This window comes from Chryseobacterium daecheongense (assembly GCF_003729955.1).
Taxonomy (GTDB): Bacteria; Bacteroidota; Bacteroidia; order Flavobacteriales; family Weeksellaceae; genus Chryseobacterium; species Chryseobacterium daecheongense.
Genome location: NZ_RJTX01000001.1, coordinates 991,625 through 1,015,380 on the forward strand (window position 1 = coordinate 991,625; position 23,756 = coordinate 1,015,380).

Consider the following 23,756-nt stretch of genomic DNA (forward strand, 5'->3'; position numbering starts at 1 on the left):
AAGATCATTAAAAACTATGTCTCTTCAGGTAACGAATTTAACTAAAAAGTTTGGTGAACAAACCGCCCTTAACAGCATCAACATCTCTATTGACAACAATGAAATCATTGGTCTTCTGGGTCCGAATGGAGCCGGAAAATCCACTTTAATGAAGTCTATTGTTGGTGCCCTGAAGATTGATGAAGGTGAAATTATCTTTAATGGGCTGAATATTTCAGAACAGGCTATTGAAAGCAAAAAGAAGATTGGTTTCTTACCTGAAAACAATCCGCTATATCTGGAAATGTATGTGAAGGAATACCTTCAGTTTGTAGCCAATATTCATAAAATCTCCGAATCCAGAGTGGATGAAGTGATTGAATTGGTAGGAATCACTCCTGAAAAATCTAAAAAAATCGGACAACTTTCTAAAGGATATAAGCAAAGAGTCGGTTTAGCACAGGCGATCATTCATCAGCCGGATCTCTTGATTCTTGACGAACCTACCAACGGACTTGACCCGAATCAGATTATCGAGATCAGGAATGTGGTGAAAGAAATCGGACAGGAAAAGACGGTTTTACTTTCTACCCATATCATGCAGGAAGTAGAGGCACTTTGTTCCCGTGTTATTCTTATTCACAAGGGGAATATTGTCCAGGATTGTCCTATTGAAGAATTTAAAGGTAAGTTTGAAAGCCTGGAAGAAGCTTTTGCGAACTATACAGCATAAAAATAAAAAGCTCCGGAATTCCGGAGCTTTTTTGTTATTGTTCATTTTCAGGTTTATAGTCAATACCTGCTTGCTGTTCAGGATTTTGAACTGATTCAACACTTTTCTTTTGAAGCTGTTCTAAAAGCTGAAGACCTAAAAGTCCGCTTATTCCTCCATTTGCAGCATCTCCGTTGCCACCGATCAAAACATCCGGCATTATTTTGACATTTTGGGAAGCTATGTTTTCCATAATTTTCAGCTGGGTGAAGTTATTTCCTCCCATAGCTTCTACGGAAAGTTTATAAGATTCCGCATTGGATTTACCAATAGCAAGGATTTTCTCTGCTTCCGCATTCCCTGTTAATGAAATTTGTTCTGCATTTGCTTTTGCAAGAAGTTCAATTTTTTCAGATTCCGCTTTTGCCAATAATCTCGTTTTTTCAGCTTCTCCATTCGCTAAAAGCTTCAGCCTGTCTCCTTCCGCAGTTGCCTGTAACCTTACAGAATTTGCATCCCCTTGAGCTTTTTTAACACTTGCATCTGCAATTCTTTCTGCAATTACAACCCCCTGGTCGGCTTTTACAATTTCTTTCTGCATATCTGCGATCGCGGTTTCTTTTTCAAGGGTCTGACGTGTTTCCTGCGCCAGCTTTTCTGTCTCATATGTAATCTTTTGCTCTTCAGCAAGCTTTCTGTCCGTTAATGTTTTCATCAGACTTTCAGGCGGAACAATATCTCCTATCAGAGTATCCACTCCATTCACATTATATTGTTCCAAAACATGACCGATGTGTTCTTTTGCAGATTGCTGTCTTTCTTTTCTTGTTCCCAGGAACGCAATTACATCACTTCCCTGCGCAGAGTTTCTAAAATAGTTCCCAATGGTGGGTTCTAATACCTGACTTACGAGATTCACCATATTTCCAAATCTTGCAATGACTTTAGGGGCTTCATTGGTAGGAATGTGAATGATCTGTGAAACATCCAGATTAAAAGGGAAACCATCTTTACTTCTTACAGTAATTGTAGACAGATTTTTATCCAGTTGATGAGATTCACTTCTTGCGGAAGCCCAGTTCAATACAAGATTGGTAGTGGGAACCAATTCCACTTTCATAATATAAGGATTAATAGGATATTTACCCGGCCCCAAAGGTTCTGCCCAAACTCCTTTAGACCCTTTCTGAACAATATTTCCATGCTTGAATTCTGCACCGCTCAAATCTTTTCCTTCTTCTCCTACATAGGAAATGACCACTCCCACATGACCGATAGGAATTTCCGTCATATGCACCATTTCAAGTTTAGCAAACCAAGGGTTTAAGAAATAGGATCCGGCAAGGATAACCTGCTCCTGAAGACCTTTATAGCCTCCATTCTGTAAAAACACGTCTACATCCTGGAATTTATTATGTCCTTCTACGATTTTTCCCGCAATCTGCCCTTCTTCCAAAGGATTACCTTCTAATGTTGTGATCACCCCTACTGCATTGTCAGGAATAATCATCATATCTGCCAATTCAATATTGAAGAGTAAAGTATTGATTCTATAAGATCCCGGTGTTATGATGGCGGTTTGTCTTCCCTTACGTCCACCGTTTCTTAAAAATGCTTCCGCATCCTGAAAGGAATCGCAGTCCACTTTCCGGCCTAGAATCCTTCCTGTTTCCAGTTCTACACCATCTTTAGCAAGAAGCAGCCCTATCTTTCCTGTTGGAATTACCGTGAAAGGCTGAAAATCTATAGAATACTGCCAAATCCATTTCCCGAAATACACTCCGGGAGCTAAAGTTTGTGCCTGGAAACCGGCTTCCCCGTTCGTAGCAATAATTCTTCCTTCCGGAAGTGTTTGTTTACCAAAAAGGACAAACTTTTTAGTTACTAATCCAATCTTATCTTCAGGAACAATGACTAACCCGAAAAATACTCTCAATACAAATTTGTATAAAACAAGGCATACTACTACAATGCCTACCGGAATCATCCAGCTTTGGAATGTTAAGTCCATTATTATTTATTTTTAAATTGTTGTTTATTGTGTTCAGAAAACGACAGATAGACCCATCATCCATTGGATTGGACTGGGCTATACATCAACATGAAAAAATTCAGGTCAATATTTAATACTGAAAACAGGAGGGGAAGTGTTAAAAATCGTGAAAATGATTTCAGACACTTTTAAAAGGAATTTTTTGAAATTGATAAGTTTCATTTGAGTTTTAAAAGGATATTACCTTTTATATGAGCTAATACGATGGAAGTTACAATCCGGTTACAAAAAAATTAAACAAAGTGATAAATATTTTACCAAGCAGCTGATTATCCGCTCTTTGCAATTTTTAAAAAATATTCATCATAGCTTTCTTTCGCCGCCTCATATCCGATATTGAAGATTTCTTCCAATCTGTCTTTTTTTCTTTCGAAAGTACCATAACTTGAGAGTTTCTGGGAAGAAATAAACCAGTCGCAATATTCAAATTTCACTTTTTCCACTCTATAGGATAAAAGGTCATAAGAACGGGATACAATGGCTTTAATCGATTTGAGATCATTAATTTTGATATCATGAGGTGGAGACACAAATACTCCGATAAGTTTATCACATTCATCTCTGATAATATCGGCCGGAAAATTATTCAGTACTCCCCCATCACAGTACATTTCCTCACCAATAATATAAGGTGTGGTGACTCCTGGAATTGAACATGAGGCAATGATGGCATCCGTAACTTCAAAATCTTTGTCGAATATTTTCTGAGTTCCGGAAACCAGTTCTGTGGCTACAATTTTCACTTCTTTATTCAAGTCTCCTAATTTCATATCATGAAAAATAGGTTTCAGGTAATTTCTGAAAATTATGGAAGAAACTAATCCCGGCTGGTTAAATGTAAAATGTTTCCAGTTGAAGAAATACACAGAATTGAAAAATTCCAGAATCTCTTCCGGAGTTTTTCCTATAGCATGCAAGCATCCGACTATGGAGCCGGCGCTACAGCATGACAGAACATCAATGTCGATATTTTTTTCGTTTAAGAATTTTAAAACTCCTGCATGCGCGATACCTTTGGTACCGCCTCCGGATAAAACAAGCCCTACTTTCTCAAAATTCATAGAATAAAATTAAGAAAACAGGGCGAGAAAATGAGATTAATTTTTCTAAATATGGTGATTTTACGATTATTTTAACAGATATTCCTGCATGAATCTAATGACTGCCAATCGCTGAAAATCTATATTCTCTTTTTTACGGAATCCATGCCCCTCATTTTTAGCCTCCAGATACCATACTGTTTTACCCTGAGCTTTAAGTTTATCCCGCATCTGTACTGCTTCAGAAACAGGTACTCTCGGGTCATTGGTTCCTTGAATGATGAACATCGGTTTTTTAATCTTATCAATATTGTTCAAAGGGGCAATTTTGGTAAAAAATTCAGCCATTTTCGGGATTCTTTCGTCACCGTATTCTACCCTTCTTAAATCTCTGCGGTATTCCTCCGTATTTTTCAGGAATGTATTGAAATCTGAAATTCCCACAACGTCTACTGAGCATCTTATTCTGTCTGCATACTCATAAGCGGTAGCTAAAGTCATAAATCCGCCATAGCTTCCCCCCATGATCATGATTCGATCTTTATCAAGTTCCGGTTGTTTAGCAATCCAGTCTAATAAAGCGCCTATATCTTTTACAGAATTCATTCTTAGGTACCAGTTATCCGCAGCGATAAATGTTTTACCAAATCCTGAGGAGCCTCTTACATTCGGATAGATCATTGCCACTCCCAATTCGTTCGTGTAATAGTTGTAAGAGCCCAGTGAAGAAGCCATAGATTGTCCTTCCGGGCCGCCGTGAATGGAAATCACTACCGGTCTTTTTCCTGTAAATTTAGAAGCTGCCGGATAATAAAAGCCTGAGATTTTCATATTGTCAAAACTTTTCCATTCAATCAGTTTGGGAACAGACATATCTGCGGGCTGCATTTCTCCCTGTTCGCTTTCCGTCCATCGTTCGATATTATTGGTAGCAAGATCCAGTTTGTAAATATCAGATCCGGAGTTGGCTGCTGATTGGGTGAAAAACAAATACTTGCCATCTTTGGTAAATTTGGCACCACCAATCAATCCTATAGAAGTTTTAACTGGAGAATATTTATTAGTGCGGGTATCCAGCTTATACATCTTATTGATCCCGCTTTCATTGGTCGTGAAAATAAGAGTGGATTTATCCTCCGAAACATCATACCCTTCCACATTCCAAGGGATGGAAGAGGTAAGATAATTGATTTTTTTAGTTTTTGTATTTAAAACAGCCAGCCTGTCAAATTCATTATCTCTATCAGTCACATACCATATCTCATCCGGATTTTTTCCGAATGTGGCACCGGACTGAACGACTCCTTTTTCATTTCTGTCCGTAACAGGTTCCAGTTTTTTCGTTTCAAGATCATAAATGTACAAATAGGAATCATTCGCGGAAACGTATTCTCCGATCAATAGTTTCTTACCATCGTCCGAAAGATCATTGATTCCCCAACCTCCTCCTTTCACTTCTAAAATAAGTTGTGCTTCCCCGGGTTTTGAGGGGTCCATATAATAAATATCACGGTCTCCGCCATTTCTTTTGGTGGAGGTAAAGTAAAATCCGGAACCGTCTTTTTTCCATTTCACACCTCCGTTTTGCGATTTTCCGCCATCGGTAAGAAGTGTTGACTCCATTGTTTTCAGATCAAGCTTGAACAGCTGCCCAAATTCATTCCCGCCAATATCTTTTGAGTAGATCAAATACTCGCCTTTAGTAGGCTCATACGTTGCAGAGCCTATCGGTTCATCAAAAAAAGTGATCTGCTTTCTGGCGCCTAACGGAAAGGAAATCTTGTGAAGCTGATTGGTAGATGCAAAACGTGTACTTGCAATCAATTCTTTTCCATTAGGATGTACATCTGCCAAACCTGCATTTCTGCTTTCGGAATATTTTTTTATCGTCTGATTTAAACTCTTGGGAATTGGAAGGATATTCTCTGTGATCAGGTTTTCATTGGGGTTTACAACATCATTTTTCTGCTGGGCAGAAAGAAGAATCCCGGTTAAAGAAAAAGCCAGAATAATAGATTTGTTTTTCATACTAATAAATTTGCATGAAATTAATGAATTTTCTGTAAAAATGGTTTATTCAACTTCTGGTTTCATCAAATTTCAAATCTTGATTTTACAAATTGATACCCGTTGTTATAAAACAGATCTTCCACAAAAGCATCCACATTCAACTGATCTGCCCATTTTTTGGAATCCTGTAAATCCTTAAGAAAATATTTAATATTCATTCTGATATAGCTTTTGAGATCTGCCATTCTGTTCACGGTCGGCATATTAAGGAAAGGATTGATCAATCCGTCATAATCTGTTCCAATGGTTATCTGCTTTTGTGCTTTACTGATAGAGATTCCGTTATTGACACAAACCTGGAAATAGTGTTTGATATGGTACAGGATATGGTCATAGAAATATTCATTGCGCTGAGGAATGCTGCTTTCTGTGTTCTCTTCCAATTCACTCATCGTAAGATGCTCGTCATCAATAATCAATTTTCCAATCTCTTCATTTTTAATTCCTAAGGCGGCCCATTCTGTTTTTGAAAAGAATTCTTTATCTACAATTCTTTCCATTTCGGTGATTCCTGTTGGATCATCATCATATTTATCAACATATCCTAAAATCCTTCTGTCCAATGAAACACCAATAACTCCTCCGTTTTTCACGATCCAGGCAATTTCTTCATCGAACAAATTAATAGTTGAAGCATTAAAGGTTGGGAATCCTGGTCTTCTTGGACTATTTTCTATATGCAAAGATTTGGTAATTTCAAGATATAATGCTCCGGAAAGAGGTTTTTTAAGCTGGATATGTCCTGCCCAATCTTTAAAAGATACTCCCGTAAATCCTGCATGAGTACAAACAAGCGGCTGTACGTTTTTGAATTTCCCCGCATCAATCTCACTCATTACATCTTTTCGGGACTTATAACTCATGTGTTTTACATCCACACAGATTTTCCGGTCAAAAATTCCCTGCACCACTGTTCTTCCATCATTCTCAAGACCGTTCCCGGAAGGAAAAAACGGCTTGGAATCCGCTACCTGCATTCCGAATGCCTGATTGCACAAACTGGATTGTTGAAGGTGGGTAATATTAATGGATAATACTTTTACTTTTTCCTGTACTTTATCCAGGTTTTTAAGAATATCAGCCGGTTTATATTTATGAACAGCATCACAAAAATTCGGGCTGTCTACTAATGAATGGCAACCTTCAATGGTGAAAAAGACATTGACTTTATTTTTCGGAAGCGATTTTTGGAAGCTCTTCCTGGTAAGAATATTAAATGATGAAGACTGGAGATATTCATTCAAAGTCCGCTTCATTAAAAAGTCGGAAAAAGGTTTATTGTTATTCTGAACAATATCGTTTAACAGCTTTTCGGACAGTTTGAAACGGGAAGTTTTTTTCAAATACCCCTGAAGCGGAATTACGGTTTGTGCCACATATCGTTCCACACTATAAAGTACTGCTCCCAGAATCACCTCATCACTGAATTCCGCCAGCTGCGTAGGATGGGTCTGCGTTTCAATGATGCTGGGTAAATCGGAACACATTTTGGGCAGTGCCGCCACATCGCTTCTGTAAATAAAAGCATCGATGTTTGGGGTATCATTAAACAACTGTTTCAACACAGGATGGCAATGAAAATCAAAATATTTCATGGTGTTTGGTTTTTGTTTACGTAAAGTTAGTGACTTAATCTTTATTATATCATTCTACTTTTGTGGTATTTTTGAGCATAAAAAACCACAAACAAAGTCTGTGGTTGATTTATTAAGTTTATTATTAATTTATTTTAGCATCATATAGACGAATAATCTTCAGATAATCTCCTTCTGTTTTAGCCGACTTCAGGTTTTCCAACAAATCAGGATAATCTTTGAGTATTTTTTTCAAATCTCCTTTGGAACGATCAAAGAAACCGGCATAAATAACTTTCTTGTTTTTATCAATAAGATAGCTTCTTACCTGAAGATTATAATCAAGCATTGCATTATGATAATCTTTGTACCAATTGATATTCTTTCCTTCATACAGAATTTCAATTAACCCTTCTTCTGTCGGCAATCTGCCTGTTGAAGCGAAATATTCATGTTTGATCTTATTTTCGTCTGTAATTTTAATGTATTGTACGTCATTGGGCTGCACCCAGGTTTCGTTTCCATCAGCATCTTTCATTTTCATTTTGAATATCACCGTGGCAAAATAATATTTTTTATTGGTGAATTTGCCCATATTCCTAACTTTTGCTTTGATGGTATCATTAGAGTTTTTCAAGACATATTCTGCCGGAAAAAAACTTTTATCTTCTTTTTCCTGAGAAAAACATAACATAGAGAATAAAGAAAATAATATGAAAAACTTGGCTTTCATAGTTAGTAATTTTAAAAAAGCCCAGACAAATCCGGGCTTTTATTATAGTTGATAATACTTATTATTATTAAATATGGATCACTTCTCCGTAAGCAGCAGCTGCTGCTTCCATGATCGCTTCAGAAACAGTCGGGTGCGGGTGGATAGATTTGATGATCTCATGTCCTGTTGTTTCTAATTTTCTAGCTACAACAGCTTCTGCAACCATATCCGTTACTCCATCACCAATCATATGGCAACCTAACCATTCACCATATTTTGCATCGAAAATAACTTTAATGAATCCATCTGTATTTCCGTTAGCAGTAGCTTTACCACTTGCAGAAAGAGGGAATTTACCTACTTTAATTTCGTATCCTTTTTCTTTTGCCTGTTTTTCTGTAAGACCTACAGAAGCTACTTCAGGGTGACAGTAGGTACATCCAGGGATATTGCCATAGTCGATTTTCTCAACATGCATTCCTTTGATTTTTTCTACACAAGTGATTCCTTCTGCAGAAGCAACGTGCGCTAAAGCCTGAGTCGGGATGATATCTCCGATCGCATAATAACCAGGAACTGAAGTTTCATACCATTCGTTGACTAAAACTCTTCCTTTATCTGTCTGGATTCCCACTTCTTCTAAACCGATATTTTCGATGTTAGCAGCAATACCTACCGCAGATAATAAAATATCAGCTTCAAGGGTAATATTTCCGTTGGCCGTTTTTACGTTGGCTTTTACGCCTTCTCCTGTTGTATCAACGCTTTCTACAGAGGCATTGGTCATAATCTCGATTCCTGATTTTTTCAGGGATTTTTCCAAGTGCTTAGAAATTTCCTCATCCTCTACAGGAACGATGTTTGGCATAAATTCAACAATAGTTACTTTTGTTCCCATTGTGTTATAGAAGTCGGCAAATTCTACCCCGATTGCTCCGGAACCTACAACGATCATAGATTTCGGCTGCTCAGGAAGAGATAATGCCTGTCTGTATCCGATTACTTTTTTACCGTCTTGTGGTAAGTTCGGTAATTCTCTTGAGCGGGCACCTGTTGCAATGATGATGTGGTTCGCTGAATACTCAGTTACTTTACCGTCTTTATCTGTAACAGAAACTTTTTTCCCAGGCTGAACTTTTGCCGTACCAAGAATTACGTCAATCTTATTTTTTTTCATCAGGAATTCAATTCCTTTGCTCATTTTACCGGCAACGCCACGGCTTCTCTGAATCACGTTTGGGAATTCAAAGCTTGCTTCCACTTTGTTCAAACCATAATCTTCAGCATGATTGATATAATGAAAAACCTGAGCAGATTTCAATAAAGCTTTAGTTGGAATACATCCCCAGTTAAGACAAATTCCCCCTAAGTTTTCTTTTTCGATAATAGCAGTTTTGAAACCCAATTGTGCTGCTCTGATGGCAGTAACATATCCACCAGGACCACTTCCGATGACAATAATATCGTAATTCATTAGTTTAAAAATTTTATGCGAATTTAAGGAAAAATATTGGATGTTGAATCTTTCTGTCATTTCATCTGACAATGTAAGTGCAAGAGGATTTCTATTAAATTTTAAATAAAAAAGAGAACACAAAAAGCATTCTCTTTCAATAAATTTTATTTTTAATTAAAATTTTCACAAAATTGATTTACATAGAATTCAACTATTTCAATATTGTTTTAGTAAATCTATGGCAGGTTTCTAAGCGCTCTTTTCTCTCTTCTATATTTCTCCGTTAACGCTCTCACCTGATCCTGCTTCATTTTCTTGCTCAGGAGCGGGTGATTCAAAATCATTTTCTTTTCTGTATTGTACTTTTTATCCAACTCACGCGATTTCAGGTTGATCATTTCAGTTCTCGAAGGAACAGGAGGACGTGGAGGATGCTTTTGGGCAGAAACATGCATTGACATACCCAATAACAAAATGGCTGATATCAATAACTTTTTCATAATATTTACTTTTTGAATGAATAATAATCAATAAACTCTGATCCATTAATTCATTATGGTTTACAATATATGTACATATTTCATACCATATTGCAAACAGCATTTTACTGAACCTCAATATTTTGCTTTAAAGAAAGGTTTTTTGAGGAGTTTCCTACCATAATTCTGTAAGTTCCTTTTTCTACCGTCCAGCTCATTTTTTCATCTAAAAACTGTAATTCCTTCACCGGTACTTCAATAGTGACAGACTTTGATTCTCCCGGCTGTAATTCTATTTTCTGAAATCCTTTTAATTCAATAATCGGTCTTGACACTGAAGCCAACATGTCTTTTATATATAACTGTACCACTTCGCTTCCGGCTTTTGAACCTGTATTTTTAACATTTACTTTAGCAATTATGGTCTCGCTTTTTGTATATTTCGTTTTATCCAACTGTAATCCAGAGATTTCAAAAGTAGTATAACTTAATCCGAAACCAAACGGATATAATGGTTCACCACTTAGATCATGATAATCATTTCCTCTTCCTGTTGGATGATGGTTGTAAGTTAAAGGTAATTGTCCTTCTTCAACCGGGAAAGTAATTGGGAGTTTTCCTGATGGATTTTCGGCTCCGAACAGGGTTTTTGCCACTGCATTCCCTCCTTCTTCTCCGGGATACCACACATCAAGAATAGCTCCGACTTTATCCTTCCAGCCTGTTGTTTTTATAGCAGAGCCTCCGATCAGAATAACTGTAGTGGGTTTATTCAATTTTGAAACTTCATGAATAAATGATTCCTGATTTCCGGGTAAACTCAGTGAAGAGCGGTCCTGGAATTCTCCTTCATGAATTCCTGCCGTTACAATAATATAATCTGCATTTCGAGCCAGCTGTAAGGCTTCATTAAAATCTTTCTGATAATCATTCAGACCATAATTCCAGATCAGTTCAATATTGGCTTCCCCTCTGTTTTCATGAAATTCTACAGCTATATCATATGTTTGGCCTTTACTGAAATCAACATCTATTGTTTTGGTGGAATAGCTTAATTTTTCCCATTGATCAATCACTAATTTTCCATTCAGGTAGAGTCTGAAGCCGTCATTTCCACGTAATCCGAGTTTATATTTTCCTGAACCCGGAGCATCCAGCTTCCCGGTCCATCGAACGCTATAGTTATCAGGCTGCAATTTTTCTGGATCGGGGGAATATAACGTCCATTTGAAACTGAGCTGTTCATCCTTTCTTTCAACAACAGGAGTGCCCTTTAAGCTGCTATTGGAAAAATAGTTTCCCTTTAAACCTTTTTTATTGTCAGAAGAAAGAAATTCAATTGGAACTGTTGTAAATTTTTTTACATTCCAGTCAATCCCCTTTGAATAAGTGATTTCGATGTTTTTATTTTTGGTAAAGCTTTTAATTCCGTCCAGTATACTTACTTTTTTGTTTCCCGGTCCGGAATACCCGCCTAATCTTGCATCAACGGCATCTGTTCCAACAATTAGAATTTTCTTTATATTTTCTGAGACAGGAAGTGTGCGGTTATTATTTTGAAGCAAAACAAATGACTCCGCCGCTGTTTTTTCTGCTAAGGGTTTGTGATTAAGCTTTTTTAATTCCTGAATCTCTTGTGTTGAAACGTAAGGATTTTCAAACAATCCCAGTTCAAATTTCGCTCTCAGAACTCTTGATACGGCATCATCAATTCTTTCTTTGGAAATTCTTCCATCCAAAAACGGGGGTATGAATAGTTTGTAATGCTTGTATTCTGTCTGGAAGATCACATCAAGCCCCGCATTGATAGCCTGTGCGGAAGCATCATCATAATCCTTTGCAGTAAAATGCAGCACATTGGCACCTCCTACCGCACTTGCATCACTGATGACAAAACCTTTGAAATTCCAGTCTCTTTTTAATTTTTCCGTCAGTAACCAATGATTGGCTGTGGAAGGTCTTCCATCCAACAAATTGTATGAAGTCATGACCGATCTGCTTTTTCCCTGGGTAAATGCTTTATGAAAAGGCATCAGATGAGTTTCTTCCAGATATCTTCTGCTCCAGTGGATCGGATAGGAATCTCTTCCGCCCTCTCCTACATTGGCCAAAAAATGTTTTGGAGTGGTAATGATTCCCTGATTTTCAAATGAGCTCACAAAATGAACTCCCATTACAGAAGTCAAAAACGGGTCCTCTCCATACGTTTCTTCTGTTCTTCCCCATCTCACATCGTTTGCCAGATTCACTACAGGTGTCAAAATCTGACGAATTCCTCTCAGCCTGGATTCTTTGGCAATAGCAGCCGAAACTTTTTTCATCAGTTCAGGGTTGAAAGTGGCCGCCAAACCGATCGCCTGCGGAAAAGCGGTGGCTCCTTCTCTTACCAATCCGTGCAGTGCTTCATCAAATGGAATGATTGGAATTCCCAATCTTGATTCTTCTACAAAGTATTTTTGAATGGCATTGATTTTTTTCACCAGTCTTTCCGCATCTTCGTTTGCATTGTATTTCAGCAACTGTCCTGCCGCTCCGCCTCCCTGATTCCCTGCACTTACCTGAAATCCAAAAATCCCGTGTGAATACTGATCTTTCGGAACATTATCCAGATCTCCCGGAATCATGAAACATTGCCAGAATTTTTCTTCCGGAGTCATTCTCTTCAACAAATCCTGGACTCTTACTTCAACAGGTTGTTTTGGATCTTTATAGAGTGGTTTTTGAGCAGAAATAAAAACGACACTGAACAGCGTAATTCCGATCCATTTAAAACGATATGACTTCATTATTTTGTGATTTGAATTACCGTTGCATACTTCAGATTTTCCCTTTCTTCAGGTAATTTGATTTCAATCGTATTTCCTGATGTTTTTTTCCATTGGATTTTCGATGAAATCCCCAATACTTTCAATGATTTGGGTTGAAAGTTTTCAGGAACTGAAAAAGTAAGCGACGCCGGTGACTGATAGTTTGTTTTTTCATCCATATGAAAAACATTCACAGTTTTCCCATCTTTACTTTGGGTGTAATAAAAACTTCCCTCATGATAAGGAGCTGCGCTTCTGGTGGCAAAAACAGCAGACTGATTCATATCCATCCATCCTGAAATTTCTTTTAGTCTTTCATAAACAACAGGATCATAATCTCCGTTGGGACCCGGAGCAATATTCATCAGATAATTTCCTCCTCTGGAAATGATTTTGATTAATGTTTCTATGATTTTTTGAGAAGACTTGTAGTTGTCGTTCGGGACATAGGAAAATGAATCTCCCATCGTAATACAGCTCTCCCATGGGATAGAAAGTGCGTGTTCCGGGACCGCCTGCTCCGGAGTCACATAATTTTCCCATTTTCCGGGAACAGTACGGTCTACAATGATAATTCCCGGTTGATTTTTGCGGACCATTGCTCCGATTTTATCCATATCTATATCCTGTTCCATTTTGATGGTTCTTTGCCATTCCACTTTAGGATCGATGGTATGAAAAGGACGGACCCAACCTCCGTCCAGCCAGAGAATATCTATTTTGCCATAACGAGAAGTGATTTCATTGAGCTGATTGAAGGTGAACTTTTTGAAACTTTCCCATCTTTCGGGATATTTTTTAGGGTCATAGTTCACATTTCTGTCTTTTGGCGGGAAATAAGGCCACCAATAGTCATCCGAATGCCAATCCGGCTTTGAAAAATAAGCTCCGATTTTGAAACCTTCTTTCCTGAATGTGTTGAAAATTTCTTTTGTAACATCTGCTTTCGGGTTCTTTGAAAAAGGAGTTTTAGGGGAGGTTATTTTATAATCGGATTGCTGGGTATCAAACATAGCAAATCCGTCATGGTGCTTCGTTGTGAATACCACATACTTCATTCCTGCCTTTTTCACTGCATCTGCCCACTTTTGCGGATCAAACTGTGTTGGGTTAAAGGTTGTCTGAAGATTCTCATAGTTCTTTACGTATTCATCATACGATTTTCCATGCTCCGGTTTACGTTGGGTCCATGATTCGTCTTCCGGGCACAAACTCCAACTTTCTACAATTCCCCACTGGCTGTAGGTACCCCAGTGCATGAAGAGCCCAAACTTTAAATCCTGCCAGTTTTCAAGATTCTGAACAACCAGCGGATCTGCAGGTTTCTGATATCCTTCCGAAACATTATGAGCCTGAGAAAAAAATGTTGTAGAAATAAGTAATGATGATAGAAATAGGGTTTTAGTTTTTTGTTTGATAAGCATAAAGAATCCTTTGTGCTAATTTACTTATGATTTATGAATCGGCAATACATTGATAAAAGATTAGTCTTTCGTCCGATTCCGATAAAATCACAAATTTAAAGATTAAGAAAATCTCCTCTGGTGCGTTTATTCTGTAATTTGAAGGTGACATACATCCAAATTGTAAAGATCAGTGTTTTCATATAAATGAATTTTTAAAAACTTCCACCTTAGAACCGTCTGTCATAAAAATACTTTCAGGAGTTCTTTGCAGCAGTATATTTTGAACTGTAGAATTAATATGTTTTATTCTTTTAATAACAAAATCAGGATTTTTTATTGGGATTAAGTTCCACGGCTGATGTAAAACTTCATACATTTTGCTGTTTTTACCTGCTTTTCCACAGAAGGCAAGACTTCTATTAATGACGAATTTCTGCTCTTCAGTCCATCTTTGGGCTTTCGGACCAGCAGTTTTTTCAGCTTCTATACTCATTTCACATACTGCATCTTTAATGGTATATTTTAATTGATTTTCTTTTTTTGAAATGGTCAGGTCCCGTAATGAAAAGGGTTCTCCATATATAAATTTTCCTGTGAAAAATGTCATCAGCTTCGGAACCATCTCAGAAAGGAAGTAAATACCTTTTACGTTTCCATTATCTTTTCTTTTCACATAGGTTCTTATATTGACTTCAGGAAAATATTGATGAAAAGGAATTTTACAACCGAATAACCTTGCATTGGAAAACTCGAAACAAACTATGCTTAATATGGCTTTTCCGTCTAAAGTATCCGGTTCTATATCTTCGGGTAACATTCCGGATAGCAATTCCGGCTGTATTTGGAAATTAATATAGATCAGGTTTTCCCAATGGCAGGTCATGAATTTGTAGTTCTTTCTCATTGTTTAAATATTTCTGTATTTTCAATAATTTTTGAAACCACATTTGAAATAAAAAAGGATTTAAAATCCTTTCTATTTTAATAAATTGGTAATCTTTCCTACTAGCCAGTGATCATCACTTTTGATCGCGAGATCCATAATATTATTGATTTTTCCGGTAACTGAACTAAAGTCTTCCATCAATTTAATGAATTCCTTGGCTTCGGGTGTGTCCTTTTCATCAATCTCTTTCAATTCTTCCAAAAAAGAAATCACGGGCTCAATTTCTCTTTTTCTTCGTTCTTTGGTAATTTGTTTGAACAGAAACCAAACATCTTTTTCAGCCACAAAGTACTCTTTTCTGTCTCCTTTAATCAATTCTTTCTTCACGATTCCCCAATCCATCAAGCCTCTTAAATTCATATTGGCATTTCCTCTGGAAATTTCCAGCTGTTCCATCACCTCATCCGTAGAAAGCGGTTTATCACTTGCCAAAAGCAATGCATGAACCTGTGCCATGGTACGGTTGATCCCCCAATTGGTAGCAAAGGTTCCCCAAGTCTGAATATATTTTTCTTTAGCTTCTGAAAGTTTCATTTTATTGACTATTTAATTTCTATTACAAATATAATTAAATATTTTGAATTTTCAATAATTTCTGAAAATAAAATTTAAATTAAGTTTTTGAAAATAGATCCTTGATTTTTGGGTTTTACTAACACATAAGATACCTTTGTAACAATATCAAATAACAAGGCTTGAAAAATAATCTACTCCTGGTATTTTTTCTCATCTTATTTTCCTCTGTTTATAGCCAGAAACCTTACATCCAATATTATAATACGGATAATGGGCTTCCGCAAAATAGTGTAAAAGACATTATTAAGGATAAATATGGATTTATCTGGCTCACCACAGAAAATGGCATCGTACGATATGATGGCAACAGTTTTTTGGTCTATAAAAACTTTCCACTCAATAGTCAGCGGTTTACTTATTTTTATGGAAATACCGAAAGAGACAGCATCTTCACTACAGGAGAATTTGGAAAAAGCCTGCTGCTGCATAATAAATTCCCTAAAGTGGCAACTATCAATAAGTTTCCCAATTTTATTCTTAAGCATCACACCAATTATCTTTTATACTGCTCCAATTATAGTTATGCGTCCTCCTCAGGGATGAATTTCTATATGAATTTTAAAGACGGAAGATATTATTTGCAAGAAAACTTTTTAATATATGAAGATTTCCATTCAAAAGTTGAAAAAAAGCTATCTATACATCCTATCTATAAAAACACGCCCAGGGTTTTCGCACTTGACCAATTGCTGTTTTATATAGATATTCCGTCCAAAAAAATTAGAAAAATAGAAAAAGGGGGAATCAGTGATAGTTATGATGTTCCTTTATTGACAGATATCAATAGTAAAATTTTATGGAGCCAGATCAACAATCAGATATTTATCATCAATAAAGGCACTATTTACTCTTGCAATTATCATGATAAACAGCTTAAAACATCTAAGATCATTACTCTCGACAACGTAAAAGATGAAAATTTCATCAGCATTTATTATGATAAGAAGTACAAGAAATTATATTTGGGGAGCAGTATAGATGGTCTTCAAATTATTAGCCTTTCAGACTTCGTCAGTGTCAAGAGACCTCCTTCAAAGCCTGAATCTGTTTTTTACGCCACACTACCTTATGGTTCTTCTTCTGTGATAAGCATTTTTGGAGAGGTTTACAACCGCAATGGTCTTATAGAAAATAAGGATTTCAAAAATACTTCTCCCTATTTTATGGATTATGATGAAGCCGGAAATATTGTTACGATGAGTACCAATGATGTTATCATTTACCAAAAGTCTTCCTCTTTTAAAAAAACAAAGAGTATAAAAAAGGTATTTTTAAAAGATTTCTTCTTCGATGATAAAAAGTACTACGCAATACTTAAAGATTTAAGAAATAATCAGACTCCGGAGTTTGACGGGGTTTTGGCTGTATACAAGGATCAATCTTTTACCCATCCTGAAAAGAAAATATTTTTCAGGAATGAACCCACAAAATTCTTACCGCTTGATGCAGAAAATATGCTTGTAGGGACTACAAAATCTTTATATAAAATATCACTAAAAACCAATAAGGTTTACACTATAAGTGGTAATGAGCTAACCTCCATCCGGGATATCGTTCGTTCAAAAGATGGGAATGTCTGGATCACCGCTGCAGGCAAAGGAATTTACTTATTAAAAAATGGCCATTTGATACTGATGCCTTATGATGCGGATAAGAATATTTCTTCATCCCATACTATTCTTGAAGATACCAACGGTTATTTTTGGATCCCTACCAACAACGGATTATACAGGGTTTTAGAAAGTGAGCTTATGAAGTATGCTCAAAATAAAAAATACCGGGTCAATTATTATAAATATACAAAGGATGCCGGATTTAATACTAATGAATTCAATGGTGGCAGTAATATTTGCGGAAACCAACTGAAAAACGGAGAATTTGTACTTCCCTCTCTTAATGGGCTGGTTTTCTTTAATCCTTTGAAAATAAAAAATTATTATCCTGAAAAAATCTACATAGAGAGAGCCATGGTGGACAACAAGGAACAATACTTTAAAAAGGATCTCCACCTGGACCAAAAATCCAGCCGTATAGATATATTCATTGATGCGCCTTTTTATGCCAATTCCGACAATGTAGTGATAGAAGCTAAACTGGGAGGTTCTCCTAATGCCAAATGGGAGCCAATCGGAAAAGACAGAAAATTTTCTATTTCAAATCTTGGATATGGGAATCACATTCTTGAGATAAAAATGTTGGTTTCTGACGATGGCAAGTTTGTCTATAAAAAAATAAACATCATTATCCCACCCTATTTTTATCAAACACTTGGGTTCAAAATATTTATTTTTTCTGTTTTGCTCCTGTTATTATACTTATTGGTAAAATGGAGAATAAGCTTTTTGAAAAAGAAAAACCTAGAACTGGAGGGGATCATAGCTTCCCGAACCCAAACTCTTTCTGATACGGTAGAAAAATTAGTGACCACTAAAGAAAAGCTTCATAAAGAGGTTGAACAACAAAAAAAACTTATTGGCACTATCACCCACGATATTACCACTCCCGTGAAATTTATAGCATTAACGGCTAAAGAAGTTCTGGATGGCAGCAACTTCAATAAACAGCGTATTGAAAAAATCCTTACCTCCATTTATAAATCTTCGGATCAATTATATAATTTTACACTTACTTTAAAAGAATATGCGGATATCTATACCCATTACAGATCAGATGAAACTGAACAATATTCTTTGTATCAGCTGATAGAAGAGAAAAAAACACTTTTTAATGAAATTGCTGAGAAGAACAATACGGTAATCAGTAATCAGGTAGATCAATCATTAATGATACAGATCAGCAAAAACATATTGTCTGCCATTGTTCACAACTTAATGGATAACTCAGTAAAATACACACAAAACGGTACAATAACCCTGAAAAGCAAAACAAGAGGTGAACATATTGTTTTATTCATCACAGACACCGGAATCGGTATGGAGCAGAAGAAAATAGATTATTATACAAGGCTTCAGGACAACATTGACAACGAAAAACTATTATTACAGAAATACGGAATGGGGCTTCATCTCGTTTTACAGTTACTACAAATGATCGGCGGAAAAATTATCTTCAAAAAAAATGAATTACAGGGAACTTCTTTCCAACTGATTTTAACAAATAAAAAAAGATGAGTAAAAACATTCTTATTGCAGATGATCATGACATAGTTCTCGTAGGGACGAGCATCATTTTAGAATCAAGAATCAAGGATGCGGTTATAGATCAGGCCGAAAATTACCCGGAAACCCTGGAGAAAATTTCCCGGAAGAAATATGATCTTGTTATCCTGGATATCAATATGCCTGAAAGCAAAAATAAAAAAATGATTACGGAAATAAAGGCACTTGATCCAGACATCAAGATATTGATATTTTCTGCATATGAGGAGCAAATAGCTGTTCAATACATCAAGGAAGGTGCTAATGGATACATCAGTAAATTAAGTAAATCCGAAGAGATTTCAGATGCCGTCAATACCATATTTTCCGAAGGTTATTATTATCCGTCAGGCATTGTTCATCAACTGATCAACGAATCTCCAATAGATTCCATAAAAAGTTTATCTGAAAGAGAGTATGAGATTTTTACCCTCTTGGCTAAAGGAAACGGCAACCTGGAAATTTCAAATAAAATGAATATCCAAATGCCTACCATCAGTACTTACAAAAAAAGAATACACAAAAAGCTAAAAACCAATAACATAGCAGACCTTATCAAATTATATCAAACTTATATCAGTTAGATCTAATTGTTGCAACACAATTCACACTTTGTAGAATTTTTTCTACAAATTCATTTATTTTTTTCTACAAAATACATTATTTTTTAGAAAATAAATTCTATAATTTTACATTATGATTAAACAACAAATATTAATATCTGTTAATATCATAAAAATAACACATCAATATATCACTACAAATTAAAATACAGCAATAATCCGGAATGTTATTCTTCCGCAATTATTAATGAAGAGAAAGGTCTAAGCTAAAAACAAGAAATAAATGTCAAAAAAATTTACAAAAGTATGGCAGGCAATAGCACTGCTAAGTTCCTCTATTGCCTTTTCACAGGCTGGGAATGTAGGGATCAATACCGTAAACCCGGGATCTACCATTGATATTAACGGATCTGTGGCAGCCAAATATAATGCGGTAACCAGTACTGCTTACAATTTGTCGGCAACAGATTTCCATGTATCGTATAATGGGACAGCCAACGCCTCCTTTAACTTACCCGCCGCCATTACGGGAAATGGGAATTTCAAGGGAAGGATGTACACGATCAAAAATAACACAAACTTTACCATAACCGTCAATCCGGCTGGCTCTGAAACCATTAACGGAAATGCCAATGTTTCCGTTCCGGCCAACCAGAGTATACAATTGATCAATACAGGTCTTACGGGAGCCAGCTCTACATGGGAAGTTGTTTCATCTGGATCCTTAGCTGGATCTTCAACAGGAGATTATATTGTAGTGATACCAACTGCTGTTCAGAATGTTACTGCCGGATCAGATGTTGTATTTTCATCTGTCCTTACCTCAAACAATATCACTTATAATTCAGGAGTTTTCAATCTGAAGGCAGGTAAAACGTATGTATTGCGTTGCCAACTTCATGGAATTAATTTCTCACTTGCAGGAGGTTATTTTCTATATCAATGGGTAGATGCTTCCACTAACACCCCGCTTCCAAGCAGCACTCGTGGAGTTATAGATGCCATTAATAATTATCCGGTAACAACTATAGGGGGACAGCCTGAAACCTACGCAATTTATAAACCGACAGTTGATACTTCGGTAAAAGTAAGGCTTACTATAGGAGCAGGAACTGCAGATCTACATTCGGATATAGGAATGATGTCCATCACAGAACTTTCAGGTGGTAACGGCAGTGGCAGCGGAACTAATAATATTACGGCAAGTAATGGTACTACCATTTCAGGAAGTGATGTAAGATTAGGAGGTACACTTTCTCAGGCAACAAACATTGCCACCGCCGGAAATAACTTAAGTATAGACGGAACCGGAAAACTTTTAGTAGGTTCAAATACCGTTCCTACGGGAGCTGCTAATGCTAAGTTAGTTATTGATAATGGTACTACCAACGGAGCTTTACAAATTAAAGATGGTACTCAACAGTTAGGATATGTACTAACCAGCGATGCCAATGGATTAGCGACATGGTCATCAACCGTTACCACAGCGTTTGCTGATAACTGGACTTCCTATACAGGGACATTAGTTAATCCTTTTACAGGACCAACTGGTGGTGGAGCTTTACCTACCGGGATTTCAGTGACAATTCCTGCAAAAGGATGGTATTTTTTCCGTAGTGGTATTGCTATAAATTCCGAATGTAATGATTATTGGTTTTATATCAATGGTATTGGAGAGGTGTGGAGAAGCTATTGTGGATCGAATACAGCAGCTTTTATGTTCCCTCGTGACCAAAACCGTGTATTATATTTTGCTACTCCGGGAACCTATACAGTGTTAGCCGGTAAAACCAATTTCATAGTTCCAGCCGGTTTCAATGTTGGAAACCCCGGATTTTATCTGGATTTTGTAAAATTCCAAAACTAAATAAAAACTTCCCTTTTCATAAATATTTCCCCTCCTTTCTATAATCAAGGCAATGATACGTTGCAGACGATGAAGAAAAATAGTTCCCCATTCAGGAGGGGATTTATTAAAACAAAACAGGCACTCATTGGAGTGCCTGTTTTTTAGTTCCTACTACTTTTAATAGTATGATAGCCCTGAATCATTTTCACAAATTCTGTTCTGTAGCCTTCTGCATCTTTGCCTTTATTTTGTCTGGCTAAGTTTTCAATTTCTTTAAGATTTTTCTTCTTGATTAATTTTGATTCTCTTAAAACCAAACCGAACCAGGCCACAGAAGCAGCAAATTTGAAGTCTGAACTCGCTTTTGCATTGGTAACCGAAGAGTTTTTGACAACCTGAATCATCTCACTACTCTTTGTTCCTTCCGGTTTTTTATACCTGAATTTGATGGTAGCTAACTCATCTCCAAACTTTTGAGTTTTTGAAGTTGTACTGTATTTTAGCTTGCTTTTCTTTGGCAAAAATTCAGAATCCACGTTTGTTGGAATCACTTCGTATAAAGCAGTAACGGTGTGTCCGCTTCCCAATTCTCCGGCATCAATGTGATCATCTGCAAAGTCTTCATTCCTTAATTTTCTGTTTTCATATCCAATCAATCGATAGGATTTCACATATTTAGGATTGAACTCAATCTGGATTTTCACATCTTTGGCAATGGTATAAATATTTCCGACAAACTCTTTTGCTAAAAATTTATTAGCCTCCTTCAGGTTGTCTATATAAGCATAGTTCCCATTCCCTTTATCGGCCAGCGTTTCCATTTTGTTGTCTTTATAATTACCCATTCCGTAGCCAAGACAAGTCAGGAATACTCCGGATTTTCTTTTTTCTTCAATCAGGCTTTCAAGATCTGTTGTAGATGACGTTCCTACATTAAAGTCTCCATCTGTTGCCAAAACCACACGGTTATTTCCACCTTTTATAAAATTTTCTTCTGCCAGTTTATAAGCCAGTTCAATTCCGGCTCCTCCTGCGGTACTTCCTCCTGCCTGCAATCTGTCTAAAGCTTCCGTGATCTTTGCCTTTTCGGCAGCCGAAGTAGGAGGTAAAACCACTCCTGCATTTCCGGCATACACTACCATTGCTACTTTATCCTGTGGGCTTAACTGGTCTAATAAAATTTTGAAAGAAGATTTCAGCAACGGCAATTTATTTTCCTGATCCATAGACCCGGAAACATCAATAAGGAAAACAATATTGGACGGCGGAAGATTATCCATCGGGATATCTTTTCCTTTGAGTCCTATTTTCAGGAGTTTATGGCTCTGATTCCATGGAGCGGCATTAAGTTCCGTATTAATAGAGAAAGGATGGTTCTTTTTCGGCTGTGGATAATCATATCTGAAATAATTGATCATCTCTTCCACTCTTACTGCATTTTTATCTACTCCTCCATATTGTATCATTCTTCGCACATTGGAATAGGAAGCATTGTCTACGTCAATCGAGAAAGTAGATAACGGTTGATTTTGCGTTAACTCAAAAGGATTTTCAATCAAAGCATTATATTCTTCATCATTATAATATCTTGAAGGCTTGGCTGTTTTCTTTCCATTTTTTTTCGTTCCAACCTGGTTATTATATACCCTGCCTATTGGATAAGAGCTCTCAAGATCAAAAGAACTTTCTACTTCCATTGCGGTCATCATCTTAGGTTTTGGGCAGCCATTATACTCAGGCAATCCGGGAACTGTAGGACAAGCATCATCTTTATCCAGGATTCCGTCGCCATCTGTATCTGGCCATGGGCATCCATTGTTTTCCGGTGGTCCGGCTACTGTAGGACAGGCATCATCCTTATCAATCACTCCGTCTCCATCAGTTTCTGGCCACGGACAGCCGTTATTTTCAACAGGTCCGGCTAATTCAGGGCATTGATCAAGCTTATTCGGAATGTGATCCTGATCTTTATCTTTTTTAATACTCAACGGTTTGGATTCTTTAGATGAATTGGATACATCTTTAGTTTTACAGCTTCCCAGTAAAGCGAAAACCAGAATCGGCATACAGATTTTTCTCATCGTTAATTTATTTTAGCGGTTGTTATTTATTTTAAAGCAATTTTAATAGATATTAAAAATTGTTAATTTCAGGGCTAGCATATAAAAAGTTAATCCTCTTAATCCGGTGTATACTCATTCCAAATTTTAATTACTCACACCACCAAAAAAATAAATCACTTAGGATCAAACATTTAAAAACACTTTCATAAGAAAGATTAACCTTTATAGTATAGATGCAGAAATTGAAAAAGGTGTATGCTTTTTATCATTTTTTACAGAAAAATTTTGAGGTGTAATGTTTCAAAATGTA

16 protein-coding genes are annotated in these 23,756 nt (G+C 36.6%); 4 read left to right on the top strand and 12 right to left on the bottom strand.

The features are described 5' to 3' along the window. The first annotated feature begins 16 nt into the window (after positions 1-16). Positions 17-712 carry an ABC transporter ATP-binding protein gene (locus tag EGI05_RS04645; RefSeq protein ID WP_123261881.1) on the top strand — a complete coding sequence of 232 codons (696 nt, stop codon included), beginning with the start codon at positions 17-19 and terminating at the stop codon, positions 710-712. 34 nt (positions 713-746) lie between these two features. Here EGI05_RS04645 and EGI05_RS04650 read toward each other — a convergent pair whose 3' ends face one another. The 11 genes from EGI05_RS04650 to EGI05_RS04700 form a co-directional block, all read right to left on the bottom strand. Next, positions 747-2,702: an SPFH domain-containing protein gene (locus tag EGI05_RS04650; protein ID WP_123261882.1), complete on the bottom strand. Its 1,956-nt coding sequence runs from the start codon at positions 2,700-2,702 to the stop codon at positions 747-749. Between the two features lie 311 nt (positions 2,703-3,013). Further along, entirely contained in the window at positions 3,014-3,805 is a 792-nt protein-coding gene (locus EGI05_RS04655) for a patatin-like phospholipase family protein (RefSeq protein WP_123261883.1), read from the bottom strand. A 66-nt stretch (positions 3,806-3,871) separates the two neighbouring features. Further along, positions 3,872-5,812 (bottom strand): S9 family peptidase, encoded by a 1,941-nt coding sequence (locus tag EGI05_RS04660; protein ID WP_123261884.1) that lies wholly within the window; start codon positions 5,810-5,812, stop codon positions 3,872-3,874. A 65-nt stretch (positions 5,813-5,877) separates the two neighbouring features. After that, entirely contained in the window at positions 5,878-7,449 is a 1,572-nt protein-coding gene (locus tag EGI05_RS04665; RefSeq protein ID WP_123261885.1) for a membrane dipeptidase, read from the bottom strand. Positions 7,450-7,573: 124 nt separating this feature from the next. Further along, positions 7,574-8,161, bottom strand: a complete 588-nt coding sequence (locus tag EGI05_RS04670; RefSeq protein WP_123261886.1) for a hypothetical protein — start codon at positions 8,159-8,161, stop codon at positions 7,574-7,576. Positions 8,162-8,228: 67 nt separating this feature from the next. Continuing rightward, complete coding sequence (gene lpdA, locus EGI05_RS04675) at positions 8,229-9,617, bottom strand: dihydrolipoyl dehydrogenase (RefSeq protein WP_123261887.1); 1,389 nt, start codon at positions 9,615-9,617, stop codon at positions 8,229-8,231. A gap of 218 nt (positions 9,618-9,835) precedes the next feature. Then, the gene (locus EGI05_RS04680; RefSeq protein WP_123261888.1) at positions 9,836-10,099 is read right to left on the bottom strand and encodes a hypothetical protein; all 264 of its coding nucleotides are present in this window, start codon (positions 10,097-10,099) and stop codon (positions 9,836-9,838) included. Between the two features lie 104 nt (positions 10,100-10,203). Further along, positions 10,204-12,864 (bottom strand): beta-glucosidase, encoded by a 2,661-nt coding sequence (locus EGI05_RS04685; protein ID WP_123261889.1) that lies wholly within the window; start codon positions 12,862-12,864, stop codon positions 10,204-10,206. Then, the gene (locus EGI05_RS04690) at positions 12,864-14,309 is read right to left on the bottom strand and encodes an alpha-L-fucosidase (protein ID WP_123261890.1); all 1,446 of its coding nucleotides are present in this window, start codon (positions 14,307-14,309) and stop codon (positions 12,864-12,866) included. Before EGI05_RS04690 ends, EGI05_RS04685 begins: the two co-directional genes overlap by 1 nt. Positions 14,310-14,487: 178 nt before the next feature. Continuing rightward, complete coding sequence (locus EGI05_RS04695; RefSeq protein WP_123261891.1) at positions 14,488-15,195, bottom strand: DUF2071 domain-containing protein; 708 nt, start codon at positions 15,193-15,195, stop codon at positions 14,488-14,490. Positions 15,196-15,267: 72 nt separating this feature from the next. Further along, the gene (locus EGI05_RS04700) at positions 15,268-15,771 is read right to left on the bottom strand and encodes a GbsR/MarR family transcriptional regulator (RefSeq protein ID WP_123261892.1); all 504 of its coding nucleotides are present in this window, start codon (positions 15,769-15,771) and stop codon (positions 15,268-15,270) included. Between the two features lie 161 nt (positions 15,772-15,932). On the opposite strand from EGI05_RS04700, the gene EGI05_RS04705 reads away from it, so the two are divergent. From EGI05_RS04705 to EGI05_RS04715, 3 genes are all read left to right on the top strand, one after another. Beyond that, the gene (locus tag EGI05_RS04705; protein ID WP_123261893.1) at positions 15,933-18,944 is read left to right on the top strand and encodes a sensor histidine kinase; all 3,012 of its coding nucleotides are present in this window, start codon (positions 15,933-15,935) and stop codon (positions 18,942-18,944) included. Continuing rightward, a complete protein-coding gene (locus EGI05_RS04710) occupies positions 18,941-19,555 on the top strand; it encodes a response regulator transcription factor (RefSeq protein ID WP_123261894.1) in 615 nt (204 codons plus the stop codon). The genes EGI05_RS04705 and EGI05_RS04710 overlap by 4 nt, the downstream gene beginning before the upstream one ends. A 262-nt stretch (positions 19,556-19,817) precedes the next feature. Continuing rightward, entirely contained in the window at positions 19,818-21,401 is a 1,584-nt protein-coding gene (locus EGI05_RS04715) for a hypothetical protein (RefSeq protein ID WP_123261895.1), read from the top strand. A gap of 143 nt (positions 21,402-21,544) precedes the next feature. On the opposite strand, the gene EGI05_RS04720 is transcribed toward EGI05_RS04715, so the two are convergent. Further along, complete coding sequence (locus EGI05_RS04720) at positions 21,545-23,464, bottom strand: vWA domain-containing protein (protein WP_123261896.1); 1,920 nt, start codon at positions 23,462-23,464, stop codon at positions 21,545-21,547. Between the last annotated feature and the right edge of the window lie 292 nt (positions 23,465-23,756).